This window comes from Streptomyces sp. NPDC048353 (assembly GCF_055587165.1).
The window spans coordinates 36487-49003 of record NZ_JBVJGU010000013.1 but is presented as its reverse complement, the minus strand read 5'-3'; the positions used below and the strand labels follow the sequence as shown (position 1 = coordinate 49003).

Genomic DNA, 12517 nt, shown 5'->3' with positions numbered 1-12517 from the left:
ACGGATGGCGACCAGGCGGTGACGCCAGGTCAGGAGGAGTGGGAGGGGATCCGAGGATGGTCAACGCCCGTACGTACCCGCTGTGGCGGGAGCTCGCGATGAGCGAGGGCCTCCCCAAGGAAGCCCTCAAGACGGTGATCGAGGCTCTGTGCACCCCGGCGAGGACGCCGATCGGCTTCGACTCGCGGGCCGACCGGTGGCGGGAGGAAGCCCTCACGGCCACGCTGCCCGCGCTGCTGGCCCGGACGTCGGCCAAGCGGCTGCGCGGCCGGCTCCTGGTGCACGCCGACGAGAAGATGCTGACCGCCTTGGCCTCCGCGGGCACGGTGACCGCCGCCGACGTGCCCGTCATCCTGCGGCATCGCAGGGCCTGGGCCGGACTGGTCTCAGCTCTGGCACGTCACCCCGGCCAGGTCGAGGCGGCGATCGCCCTCCTGCCCCGGCTCCCCGGCTACGAGGTGGAGCAGGTCGTCGGGGCCTGGGATCCCGACCGCTTCACCCGCACCGAAGCAGACGCACCGGCCCCGCCCGTGCCTCGGGAACTGTTCGACGCCGTCCTGGAAGCGTGCCTGACCCCGCTCGCCGCGTTCCTGCTCCACCCGGAGCCCGAAGAGGGCTGGGAGGCCGTGTCCGACTTCTCGAAGGACTGGTCGCTGGACCTGACCGGCCACAGCGGCGGCTGGGAGATGCTCGCCCGGTGCCCCGATCGGTGGGCGGAGCTCGCCGCCCACCCCACGCTCGGGACGGCCGTCCAGCACCTGCTGCTGGACCAGGCCGAGACCCAGGCCCTCGAGGACGCCCGTCTCCGCGCCGCCGGCGCCGACCCGGACAGCGAGGAACTCCCCGCCGATCCGGCTCCCGCTCTGAGCGAGGAACTACTGCTCGCCTGCCTCCCGGCCCTGTGCCTGCCCGAGCTGGCCGACCTGCCCAACCCACAGGTGACGGCCCGCAGGACCCTGCACCACATCGCCAACCGCGTCCGCAAGAACCCCCGCCTCGCGACCCTGGCCGCCGACCAGCTGCACACGGCCGCCGACGCCCTCGTGACCCACGGCCAGCTGCTCAACCCGCCCGAGAAGCAGGACGGCGACTACGACTTCGAGGGCCGCGTCCTGCGCCTCGCCGAGGACCTGGCCCTCCTCAGCGCCAACCCCGACCATCTCGCCGGGGCCTGCGCCCAGCTCGCCGGCCTGGATCAGCCGGCCGTCTTCTCCCCCGCGCCGAGCCGGACCCTGATCCGCGTCCTCGACCACGTCGATCGCGACCACGACCGCCCGGTCCGGCTCCTGGAACGCCACAACGAGCACCGCCGCGTCCAGACCCTGACCGTCCTCGCCGCCAACCCGCACATCCCGCGCACGGCTGTCACCGACGTCCTGAACGGCCTGCACCCCGCGGAGCTGGCCTGGATCATCGAGAGGTCCGGCGGCCCCGACTGGCTCCTGGACGCGGCAGCGGCCGTCCCGGTCGACGGGGACGAAGACGACGGTGTGCTGCGCCTGGTGAGCGACGACGAACTCGACCAGCACCCCGACCCCGCGGCCGTCCTGCAGTCCTGGCTCGACTCCCCCGCGACCGGCGACATCCTCTCCCGCTCCGAGATCTACCGGGCCGTCGTCCAATCCCGCCACCACACCCTGGAGCACCTGCTCCAGATCCCCGCCGACGACGTCCTCTCTCGCAGTGAACCCGAGGTCGCGCTGAACATCCTGCTGGACCGCTGCGGCCGGAACGCCGACCGGTGGGCAGCGCTCGCCGCCGCGATGACCTTCGAGTACGACGAAGAGAAGATCACCTTCGGCCAGCTCCTCGACTCCCTGGACCCTGCACCCACCGACACGCAGACCTCCTGACGGGGCTGCTTCGACGCGGGACGGCTCCGCCTGCCTTCGCTCGCCTCCACGGCCCCTTCCGTCGCGCACCTGGCGGGGCCTCTTTACGCCGTAAACGTGACGGAGCCGAGCTCCTGCCCGAGAACGGCGATCCCGTCGAACCCCCGCAGCCCGCCCCACCGAAAGCAGCGCCACGTGACGGACCAAGCAGGACCATGGGCCGAGGACCTGGCCGAAGAGATACGGGCGACCTACCCGAGTGTGCGCCTTGAGCTGGGAATCGATCACGGCCCGTACCTCGTCCTCTTCTCGATCGTCCTCCCGGAGAGTCGGCGAGGGACCGGGATCGGCAGCCGCGTCATGCAGTACATCACTGCCGAAGCCGACCTACAGGGCGTGCCGGTGACGCTCAGCCCGAGTGACGCCTTCGGTGGGGACGTGGTCCGCCTGGAGGCGTTCTATCGACGCTTCGGCTTCATCACCAACACCTGGCGCGGTGAGGTCGGCGCCCCACGGGAGAGCATGGTCCGCGTGCCGTCCGAGTCCGACGTAGCGGGTGAAGCCCCGCCGGCGTATCCGTGGCAGACCTGCTGACGTTCTGGTGCCTGAGGAAGCCGCGCTGAGCGGCCAAGGGCCAGCGCCTGAGCTGTGGTCAGTTCGCGGCCCGACGGTCGTCGTCGAGGTGGGCCATGGCGTAGACGTGCTCCTCCGGATGCCGGGCCAGGCGGGCCATCACCCACGCGGTCCGGGCGTCCATCCCTTCGCCGAAGTCGGCGGCGAGGCGGCGTGCCTGCCACGTCGTGCGCGGCCCCAGGACCCACCGCGCGAGCGAGAAGCGGACGCGGCCGGTGCCGGCTGTCGTCCGGCCCGCCCTGTCGGGGAGGTCCTCGGGGGCGGCGCCGGGGGTGTTCGGGTCGGTCACGGTCGCGAGTGTGGCGACGGCCAGGACGTCCTGACCGTCGCCGGGCTGCAGACCACCGGAACGGGCGACGCTGCCTGGTCTGGGTTGACGCTCTGGAGAGCCCCGTGGTCTTGACGCCGTCAAGCGGCCGCTGGCGGTCAGGCGCCGGGGTCGACTTCGGGGTGCGTGAACCGCACGGGCTTGCCCAGCGATCGGGCGTAGGTGACTTCGGCCCGGGTGCTGTCCCCGACGTAGTCGCCGACCACGAGCACCTCATCGGCGAGCCGGATCTTCGCCCGGTGCAGGTCATCGAGCCGAACCTTCAACTCCGCGGCCTCGACCGGGTTGAACCAGAGCGCGTGGGGCGACTTCATGTCGATGCCCGGCTTGACGACGATCTTCCCGGCGTGGGTCTCCCGCACATCGGCCTCGGCCATCTCGGTCATGAAGCGGGTGGAGCCGCAGATCACGACGATACGCGGAAGGCCCAGCTGCTTCTTCGCGTCGGCGAGCTTCCCCTCGGGGGTGAGCGGCTGCGGGTACGGCACGGGTTCCTCCTGGTGGGGTGGTCCAAGGTCTGCTTGCGGAAACGAGAACGAGGGCGCACTCGGCCTGGACGCCCCGGATGGCGGCAAGGCCGCTTCCCGTGCCGGGGTCATGCGGCGGTGCGTTCGGCGCGGGCGCGGCGGATGGCTGCGTCCTGGATTGCGGAGGCGGTCTCGCGGGCCTGGGTGCGGTAGTCGTCGAAGACCGAGCGGGCGTCGGCGGGGATGCAGGAGGGGTCACCGCCGTCGGGATGCTGGAGGGCGGGGTCGACGGCGGCGAGGTGCGCTTCGAGGGCCAGTCGGTAGCCGGCCGATGCGGTCTCCCGGGTCTTCACCGGCCCGGCCGGTACCGCTGCCGGGCTGGGGCCTGGGCGGTCTCCGCGGCCTGCGCCCATGTGCCGGGGCCGTTCCGCTCGGGCACGGGCCAGCGCCCGGCGGTGCGGGTCACCGTACGGGGCCGCCGGGTCCGGCCGGGATTCCTCAGCCGGAACCTGGTCGGCGAATACCCGGTCCCGTTGGACGATCAAGGCGCGGGTCTGCCGGTCGTAGGCGGCGGCGAGCGCGCGATCCACCGGCCTGTCGTGCTTGGTGGCCTGGTGCGCGGCGAGCGCGTGGCGGTAGCCCTCCGAGGCCGTCTCCCGGGTGCGTACCGGCCCGGAAGGCGCCGCCGCGGCAGCCGGTTCGGCATCAGAAGGACCGGTGGCGGGCAGCGCCCCGGGCGGAAGGATCCGCAGCGTCCGGACGACGGTGCGGCCTGCCGAGATGTTCGCGGCCTCGATGACGCGGGCCTGCTCCAGGCGCGTCTTCGTCGCCCAGGCCGCCGACTCCGGGCGCACGGTCAGCCGGCCCGCGTCGGTGTCGAAGGCAACGGCCGTAACGTGCCCGGCAAGTTCCGGGGCAATGGCCGCCCACCGTTCGCGCAGCGTGGCACCGGCGGCCGGGAGCTCCCAGGCCCGCTCGGCCACCAGCTTCCCCAGGACGTCGCCCAGGCCCAGCGGGTCGCGCCCGTCGCGCCGGGCCGGCCGGACGGTGCGGGGCCTGGGCTGCTGCGCGCGGCCGCCGTTCTTGCGCGCCGCCTCCCTCGCGGCCCGCAGGGCGACCCTGGCCAGGTCGATGCCGCTGGGCTGCTGGTCTGCGGACATCAGGCCACCGCCCCGGCGAGCTCCTGGGCCCGGTGGCGGGCGCACACGCTGCGGCTCGGCAGGGTTTCCCGGCCGCAGGGAACGTTCCCGTCCCGGCCCGAGCAGACCGGGATCTCGACCGCGCCGGAGGCCGCGGGCACCTGGTCGGCGGCCAGGGCAGCGGCTTCCTCGCGGCACAGCCTGCACAGGCCGTCCTCGAGGGCCTGGCCGGTTAGCATGATCCGCGCACCGCAGTCGCCGCAGGATCCACGCGGTGGGCCGTCCGGTACCCGCTGCCGCACCACCACGGCCGGGGCCGGCCGGGTCATCGCGTCGTCCGGCTCGCACGCCGTGCAGCGCCCCGACGGGCCGGGACGGGTGCCGTGCTCGGGGCACAGGCCCTGGGCGAGGCGCTGTTCGCGCTGCCGGGCGGCGGCCTTGTCCTGGACGACCTCCGAGCAGATCTCGCACGGCGCGCCGGTCCGCCAGATCACCCCGGCCTCGCAGTCCTGGTAGCCGCAGCCCCACCTGGGCAGAGCCACACCCAGCAGCCAGCGGCCCGGGTCCCGGACGTCGTCGAGCATCACCTTGGCCAGCCGGGCGGTCAGCCGGTGCTGCAGCCGCTCCGGGTTGGTGCCCTCGCGCAGCTGGCGGCCCACCTCACGGGCCACCTTCCGCGCAACGAAGTCGTTCACCTGCTCCAGCAGCACGTGAACCGGCTCCAGCACGGCGTAGATGTGCGTGTTCATCGCCAGACGCGGACCGTCGTACGACCGGGCCGCGGCCCCGTTCCGGCTGCTGCGGTTCTTCGGCTTCGAGGGGGAGAGCTGGGTCTGTCCACCCGCGCGCAGCGCGAAACCACCTTCGCCCGCGACAGCCGCAGCTTCACCACCGGCCGGGTTTTCCACAGGCCCAGCCGCCTTACCCACCTGTACCTCGCCTACGGCGGGTGACAAGAGCGCTCGCCCGTCATCAGGTGAGTCAGTCATAGGTACTTCCTTATTCGCGAGGGATCCCTCACCAACCGGGGAACCCGATCCCTCACTAACTTGGGAACTGCCCGCCCCTTCAGAACCACCGTCCACAGCCGCCTCAGCGACCTCCGCAGCGGCGTCGCAGCGGTCGGCTGGGACGTCCGGACGGGCCTCCGGAGCGAGGTCGTGCGAGACGTACAGGTTCCGGCCCCGCTCCCCCGCACGCCGCTGCACCGTCATCCAGCGCGCCGCCTCCACCTCGTCCACGACCGCCGACGCCGCCGTCACCGACAGCGCCTCGCCGGCCCTCTTGCCCGAGTGGTGCAGCAGACACGAGGCGATCTCCGCCTCCGTCAGCGCGATCCCCCGCGCCTGCGCGTACGCCACCAGCGCGTACACCCGAAGCTGCCGGGGCGTGAGGTCCTCCGCGGCCGCCACCGGCAGCCACACGAACGCCTCCTCCCGCCCCATCGGCCGCACCGACCGCACCGCCGACTGCCCCGTCCCGCCCGGCATCGTCCGGCGCTGCGACCGCAGCTCCACCACACCGTCCAGGCCCGGACGGCGCAGCTGCGTCATCCCCCGCTCCACCGACGCCGCCGACAGCCCCAGGTACGAACCGATCGTCCCCGTCCGCGCCTGGCAGCCCTCCGGACGCGACGCCAACGCCTTCACCTTCACGTACACCGACAGCGCCACGTCCTGATAGGACGGCGACCAGACCAGACGCATCGGCACCCGAACCCGCTGCCGACGCACCACACCCGTCGGCGCAGCCATCGACTCCACGACAGCACTCACCCGCCCACCGCCCCGACAGGGGCGGCGGGAGCCACCAGGGTCGGAGGCATCTGCGTCATCATCAGGCCGGTGTACACGCCAAAGCGGACACCTCCCTGAGCAGGCAGAACGCACGTTTCGTGATCCATCCGCCGACCCTGCACGAGACGGCCTGTGGACAGAGCCCGCTGAGCCTGGATCACCCTCGGCGCTCCCGCCCGGCGGGCAGATACCTGCTCGACTGCCCGCCGGGCGGGAAGCGAGTGTGGGCGCCACCGAGGAGCGGCCGGACAGACCCAGTCGAAACGATCAGCTCGTGGCTTCCTACAGGAAGAGTCACTTCCTGACCAAAAGCCGCGAAGTGCTGGATAGGGGACGCTTGTTCCGTCACGTGAAACGCGCTAAAGGCGCGAACCGCACTGAAACGGGCGGCGGTCGACTTTTCAGGGGACACCAGATCGGGCACTATGGCGAAGACACCAACTCTCATAAGCGAGCCGGACCACCCCGCAACGCGGGACGGCCGACGAGCGAACTGGGAGACACCAGCCAGCCAGCCAGGCCCCCTCCGTGAGGAGCGGGCACCGGACGAAGAACCAGAGGCGAGACCTCTCTCCTTGCGTGATTCGAACGGACGTTCCAAAGCCCTTGCAGGGGCCGGCGGAACGGTTGTGCAGAAGCCCTCTTGCAGGAGGGCCGCTGCGGTGGTGCTTGGTCCTTACGGACCGTGTGAGATGAGCCAGCTCGGTGAGCTGGAGCCCAGAGCCGGGTGCGAACCGGGGACTGGGCGGCCGACCTGACGGTCGGCATGAAGGGCCGCGCGAGGCCGGAGTGGATTGCAGTCCACTCGTTTGGTGCGCGCGGCCGGTGGCGGCTACGTCACCCCGACCCCCTCGAAATCGAAGGTGGAGTCGGCGTACCCGGATGCGGCCGTATCCGTGAGGTCACCCTTCATCGGGCGCCTCCTCGATGGCCGCGGCGGGGTACTTCTCGGCGAGTTTCCGAAGGAAGTGCGCGTACGCGCGACGGTTCCCGCGATGAGGCTGGGCGCGCCCGGCCTCCCACTGCGCGACCGCGAGCCGCTTGACGCCGATGGCCTCTGCGACTTCGGTCTGGGTGAGGCCGGCGGCGAGTCGGAGCTGCTGCCGGACCTTGAGCGTGGGGAGGGTGTCCTTCTCTACCAGGGCGTCAATTCGCCTCAGCGGATCGGACATCGGAACCTCCACCATAGGGAAACAGTCCCCAAAACATACATGGCCCGGATGATCTTCGCTAGCGAGAACGAGCGTGTAGCCGTACGAGATACCGACCGCCCCCACCCGACTCCCCGCCCCCTGGCCGATGACCATTCCGCTCCTGACGTGAGAACGCGCAGGTGGAACCCCTGGTGCCCCTGAATCGGAACGGATTTCGAGCGGCTGTTCTAGCGCCCGCCGACTCGCAACCTTGCCGCTCCCGCGTGGCAGGACGCTGGTTCGTGAATCCCTTGATGCACTCATACGAGCTGTTCCTGCCAAAGCGCGGTGGCGTAGTAGAACGCCAGGACCGCTTCGGCTCCTGAGCCCTGTGCCGTGGTGATGCGCTGGAACCGACCGGACCGTAGATCCCCGGCGATGAAGATTCGGGGGTGCTGCATTTCCGGCGGGCAGTATCCGTTCTCGTCCACCGTGAGCCCTTCGAGAGCCGCCGGCCGATTACCGAGATTGCTAAGCACTGCCGTTGCGACGTAGGTGCTGCGCTCTCCTCTGCGGTTCTCGACGTCCACGATGAAGTCGGTGCCGTGACGGGCCTGCGAAACGGCGACGTGAGAAACCGGAACTACCCGGACTCGATCGTCTCCTGACACCTCGACCAGCTTGTAGTCGTCCGTCGGCGGGGCGAGGACATGGAGCGTGGCAGTGGAGTGCGGGTGAGCCCGCAGCCAGGTGCCGAGCGGCCTGTCACCCCCAAGTACGTAGGTTCGCGGACCGACTTGCTCGGGCGTCGCGCGCCACAGCGGAGGCGTGGACAGCGAAGGGACGGCGCTGATCCAGTCGGTGTCGGCGGGTGCCATCGCGGTCACGCCCGTGCCGACCACGACTGCTTGCGCGGTGAGCACCTGGCCGTCCGCGAGGAGGACTTCCGCTCGGTCGGAATGGCCCCTGACCCCCACGGCGCGAGATCGGACCAGCGAGCACCGGCCGGCCTGCTCGAGGCGGGACAGATCCGCGGTCAGGGCCTCGGCCAGCTGGGGGCCGGTCGTCCAGTTGCCGGAGACGTTCTCCAGCGCGCCGATGGTCTGGAGCTTGCCGCCGATGCTGTCGGCATCCACGACGAGGACCTTCATGTTGAGGCTGGTGGCCATGAGGGCGGCCGCCACGCCTGCGGGGCCGGCCCCGACGACCAGGACGTCGGCGTCGAACGAAGTTGTGCTCACTGGATTCCCTCAATTCCGCTGATTCGAGACAGAGCGACTTCGCTGGTGATGAGCTGATCGGCGCCCAGGTTCCGGGCCGCGAGCAGCAGAGCGGCCTCGTGGTACTGGGAGCCGCCGCTGGAGGCACAGGCGTCGGTGACGACCCAGGGCCGGTGACCCCGTTGGTAGGCGGCGGTGGCGGAGTCGTACACGCAGGCGTCGGTGTCGATGCCGCACAGCACCAGGTCACTCCAGCCGGATTCCTGGATGAGCTGTGATCCCTCGGGCGTGAAGACCGACGCCTGAGCCTTGTCGATGACCAAGGTCGTGCCGTCGATGAAGGGAGCGAGCTCCTTCACGAACGCCTGCTCTTCCGCAGTGCGCAGCCGCTTCCAACCGGAGATCGTCTCGTAGGGCGAGCCTGGAGCGTTATGGAACCGGGTGAAGACCACCGGAGCGCCGGCTGCTCGCCAGCCGTCCACCAGCCGTACGACCGTCGGGACAACGTCGCGGCTGTGCTGGTTGACGAAGCCCTGCTGTACGTCGATAACCAGCAACGCTGTCGATCGCGGGTCCAACCCGTCCACCTTTCCCATGGTCATCAGGGGTTGCTGTCTCGGAGGGCGTCCTGAGCGGCGCGAAGCCGATCGGGGAGCTCGCTCGTGGTCAAGATTGCTTCGCGCATCACGCGGTGTTGGGCAGTCTCGGTGGGACGTGCGGTTGTGAGCCGGTAGTAGGCGCTCCGCAGAAATCGCCAGCCGTACTCGGGAGGCATCACCGGGTCGTGGCCGTCTTCGACGGTGTGCAGGACGTGGGAGGAAAGCGCCCACAACGCCTGGACGTCCAGCTCCAGAGCGACGATCTGACTCGTCGTGAGGGCGCGCTCATCCGGCTGCGGGTGGTAGGAGACTCCGGACCAGCCGGCGACGCCCTGGGAGACGCCGCCTCCGAAGGGGACGGTCTCGGCGTGCGACCAGCCCTCGCGGAACTTGGCGGCCTCGACGTCTGGCCCCAGCGGGACGATGTTCTCCGGGTCCTGGCGGTTGACCAGGACCGAGGGCGTGGCCAGGAGCTGCAGCGCGGTGTCCAGACCGGCGCCCGCCCAGGAGTTCTCGCGGAGTTCGTAGACCGACAGCACGTATTGCGGCGCGGGTACCTCGTGAGTAGGTATTCCTTCGGCAGCGTGGAGCCTCATGAGCTGCGTGATCTGCTTGCCCGCCCAGTCGGGTTCCTGCAGGTATGTGCGGTATCGCCATACCGCCAGATCGGTCAGCGATTCAACGCGGCGATGCTCTTCCAGGTGCACGACGGCGACGCCGCACCCGTAGACGTGGACCGAGGACGACTGGGCCGAACGGTGTCCGGCCGGGAGCGTCCGTCGCTCTAAGCCTCCCGGGCCAGACGGCGCGGGAGCGCCGACGGCGTACAGGGGGGCGATCTGCTCGCCCACGTAGGCCGGCAGGAACTTGTGGGAGACGACGATGCAAGGCGTCGGTTGCGGAGTATCGACGCCCCCTGCCGCGACGGCGTTCCCGCGGAGGGCCGCCAGGCGCAGGCGGAACGCCTCCTGCTCCTCGGGGGTGCACTGGTTGAGCGCTGTATCGAGGATCTGCGCCATCTGCGGACGGCACACGCTGGTCCGGTTCCTCTGCCAGTGCGAAACCGTCCGCGGGCTGATCCCGAGGTGATCGGCGAACCCCCGCACCGAAGCGCGCATTACTGATCGCAACAGCAGTGCCTCCTCGCCTGTCCACTGCTCAACTGCGATCACTACACACCCCTATGACGCTCTGTTGCCAGGCAGGAAGAGCCCTGTTGCGACGCTATTGCTACACCCCTTCCACGCCGGGACATCTCGCCGAGACGCCCGCGACCCCGAAGCTGATCTCCGTCGAAGTGATGCCGATGACGAACGGGGGACGCCGTGGTTGCCACTGCAGGAGAACGAGGCAGTACGGCGTCGTGGTCGGGCTCAGGGCTGAGTCGAACCGCTGCTCTGGTTCCGCTCGACACGTTCGAGTCGTGCAGTCAGATCGGCGATCTGTTCCTCGAGGCGCCTGATGGTCTGTGCAGTCGGGTCGGCAAGCGCATCGAGTGCGTTCTCGCGAATGAAGCTCCCGCGGCCAGTGTGGGAGTAGATGACTCCGTCCCGTCGAAGCTCGGCGAAGGCACGCTGCACCGTGCCGGGCGCGACGGCGTACTTGTTCGCCAACTCCCTGGTGCTCTGCAGTTTGTCGCCAGGCTTGAGTTGCCTGAGTCGAACCTGTTCGCGTACATCCTGCGCGATGCGCTCGAAGGGTTGCATGGCCTCGTCCGTCATGAGCCACATCGTAGAGCCACCTCGCTCGAATAGATAGCCTGCCCAACCTGGTTGACACGGTAGCCAGTGTACTGATTAGGTTATCCACGTCGATACGGTTGATTGCCTTCGAGGCGTCAACAGCAGCGACGTAGGACCGCACCATCGCAAAACCGCAGGAAGCCCCTTCCCCATACGGGGAGGGCCGGGGTCGATAGCTCCACCAAATCCCCCGGACCAGTCCCCTGGCTGGTGTGGCTCCCGCATTGCACGTCGCAGCGCAGATGCGCTGTCCGTCCATCAGGACGCCGGGATCGACCCGTGCGGCCTGACGGGCGGAGAGAGCACCGCGACGCGCCCCGTCCCTCCGACCATGAGGAGTCCCCATGATCACGACGCCCGCGACGCCGAAGGCCAGCAAGCGCCGCCGCAAGACCCGCACCTCGAACGTCAACCACCGCCCGCCGGTCATCGCCTCCAAGCTCAAGGTCACCGAGATCGACCTGACCCCCGGCAAGGAGCACCTGGTCTGCCCCGACTGCTCCACGTGGGTCCCGATTACCGGCCTGCTGGGCACGCCGAAGCTGGTGCCTCACCACACCGGCCGCGCCAAGGCCGCCGAGCCGCGCCGCTGCACGGCCGGCAGTAACCGCCAGGTCACCATCGACGTCCAGGCCGACGCCTTGCGTACCCGGCTGATCGAGGGGGCCCCGACCGCCGCCTCCCGGCGCGCCACCAAGGTGCTGCCGAAGCCGAAGGTGAAGCCGGCCCCGGCCGCCAGCCAGGTCAAGCCCGCCCCGCTCAGCGCGGAGCAGGTCCGCCGGGTATTCCGCCAGCACCAGCAGCAGTGCCTGGCCTGCAAGGGCGAGGTCAAGAACCGAGACGGGCAGCTGCTGCCCTGCCCCGACGGTGAGCGCCTGGCCGTCACCTTCCTCCGGCTGCACCGCCAGGAGCCCAAGCGCCAGTCCGTCCGCGAGTTCTTCGCCCGGGAGCGCCGGCGCTTCGACCGCCAGTACGCGGAGGCAGCCCCCGCGAAGCGGGCGTCCGAGTGGGCCGCGGTGCTGCCGAAGGTGAAGGACGCGGACACCCGACGCTCGCAGATGCCCGTCGGTGCCAGGCCGACCGAGGCCCGCGGCGTGCCGCTCGCCCCGGGCGACGAGGAGGCGTTCGACCAGCGGCAGGCCGAGCTGGGCCGCCGGTACGCGGCGAGTACAGCGGCCGTCTGACCCGCACGAACGACCACGGCCCCGGCCGCCCTGTAGTCGCAGGGGCGGCCGGGGCCGTGGCTGCTCGTACGGCGGCCGACTCCCCACTTGGGGAGTGAACGCGACAGCCCCAGGGATTAGGGCCCCGGGGCTGTCCAGGACCTGACTCGGAGGACCTGATGCAGCACAGCATGACACGCACCGCACCGCAGCTGCGGGCCGGGATCATCGACGACATCGAGAGCGAGGACGAGGCCAAGGGCTACGAGCCCGAGGACGCCGCCCGCGTCGACGTCGCTCTGGCCCTCGTGCCCATCACCGCTTCGGTGCTGGCCGGTTGGGAGGTGGCGGCGTGATCACCAGCCTGACCGACGCCGAGCGCGAGGCGCTCTCGCAGAAGAACAGGGAGCAGAACCAGCGTTCGGAGAGGCACCAGAAGTGAGTGCCCGCCCGACCGATGACCTG

Annotated in this window: 13 protein-coding genes; 4 read left to right on the top strand and 9 right to left on the bottom strand. The window is 70.3% G+C overall.

Annotated elements, in window-relative coordinates; genetic code table 11:
* The first annotated feature begins 56 nt into the window (after positions 1-56).
* Positions 57-1853: a hypothetical protein gene (locus ACZ6RC_RS32075; protein ID WP_469589965.1), complete on the top strand. Its 1797-nt coding sequence runs from the start codon at positions 57-59 to the stop codon at positions 1851-1853.
* Positions 1854-2027: 174 nt separating this feature from the next.
* Positions 2028-2426: a GNAT family N-acetyltransferase gene (locus ACZ6RC_RS32070; protein WP_469589962.1), complete on the top strand. Its 399-nt coding sequence runs from the start codon at positions 2028-2030 to the stop codon at positions 2424-2426.
* A gap of 58 nt (positions 2427-2484) precedes the next feature.
* Here ACZ6RC_RS32070 and ACZ6RC_RS32065 read toward each other — a convergent pair whose 3' ends face one another.
* The 9 genes from ACZ6RC_RS32065 to ACZ6RC_RS32025 all read right to left on the bottom strand — a co-directional run bounded on the left by ACZ6RC_RS32065 (position 2485) and on the right by ACZ6RC_RS32025 (position 10868).
* Entirely contained in the window at positions 2485-2754 is a 270-nt protein-coding gene (locus ACZ6RC_RS32065) for a hypothetical protein (RefSeq protein WP_469589959.1), read from the bottom strand.
* A 137-nt stretch (positions 2755-2891) separates the two neighbouring features.
* Positions 2892-3281, bottom strand: coding sequence for a hypothetical protein (locus tag ACZ6RC_RS32060; RefSeq protein WP_469589956.1), 390 nt, complete (start codon positions 3279-3281; stop codon positions 2892-2894).
* 107 nt (positions 3282-3388) lie between these two features.
* Positions 3389-4420, bottom strand: a complete 1032-nt coding sequence (locus ACZ6RC_RS32055; protein WP_469589953.1) for a DciA family protein — start codon at positions 4418-4420, stop codon at positions 3389-3391.
* Positions 4420-6174, bottom strand: a complete 1755-nt coding sequence (locus tag ACZ6RC_RS32050) for a hypothetical protein (RefSeq protein ID WP_469589950.1) — start codon at positions 6172-6174, stop codon at positions 4420-4422. The genes ACZ6RC_RS32055 and ACZ6RC_RS32050 overlap by 1 nt, the downstream gene beginning before the upstream one ends.
* Before the next feature lie 923 nt (positions 6175-7097).
* Positions 7098-7367: a helix-turn-helix transcriptional regulator gene (locus ACZ6RC_RS32045; RefSeq protein ID WP_469589947.1), complete on the bottom strand. Its 270-nt coding sequence runs from the start codon at positions 7365-7367 to the stop codon at positions 7098-7100.
* A 281-nt stretch (positions 7368-7648) separates the two neighbouring features.
* Positions 7649-8569 (bottom strand): FAD-dependent oxidoreductase, encoded by a 921-nt coding sequence (locus tag ACZ6RC_RS32040; protein ID WP_469589944.1) that lies wholly within the window; start codon positions 8567-8569, stop codon positions 7649-7651.
* Positions 8566-9150, bottom strand: coding sequence for a cysteine hydrolase family protein (locus tag ACZ6RC_RS32035; protein ID WP_469589941.1), 585 nt, complete (start codon positions 9148-9150; stop codon positions 8566-8568). The genes ACZ6RC_RS32040 and ACZ6RC_RS32035 overlap by 4 nt, the downstream gene beginning before the upstream one ends.
* Complete coding sequence (locus ACZ6RC_RS32030; RefSeq protein WP_469589937.1) at positions 9150-10166, bottom strand: helix-turn-helix domain-containing protein; 1017 nt, start codon at positions 10164-10166, stop codon at positions 9150-9152. Before ACZ6RC_RS32030 ends, ACZ6RC_RS32035 begins: the two co-directional genes overlap by 1 nt.
* A 354-nt stretch (positions 10167-10520) precedes the next feature.
* Positions 10521-10868, bottom strand: a complete 348-nt coding sequence (locus ACZ6RC_RS32025; protein ID WP_469589934.1) for a GntR family transcriptional regulator — start codon at positions 10866-10868, stop codon at positions 10521-10523.
* Between the two features lie 365 nt (positions 10869-11233).
* On the opposite strand from ACZ6RC_RS32025, the gene ACZ6RC_RS32020 reads away from it, so the two are divergent.
* Both ACZ6RC_RS32020 and ACZ6RC_RS32015 read left to right on the top strand, forming a co-directional pair.
* The gene (locus tag ACZ6RC_RS32020; protein WP_469589931.1) at positions 11234-12073 is read left to right on the top strand and encodes a hypothetical protein; all 840 of its coding nucleotides are present in this window, start codon (positions 11234-11236) and stop codon (positions 12071-12073) included.
* Between the two features lie 170 nt (positions 12074-12243).
* A complete protein-coding gene (locus ACZ6RC_RS32015; RefSeq protein ID WP_469589929.1) occupies positions 12244-12408 on the top strand; it encodes a hypothetical protein in 165 nt (54 codons plus the stop codon).
* Positions 12409-12517 lie beyond the last annotated feature (109 nt).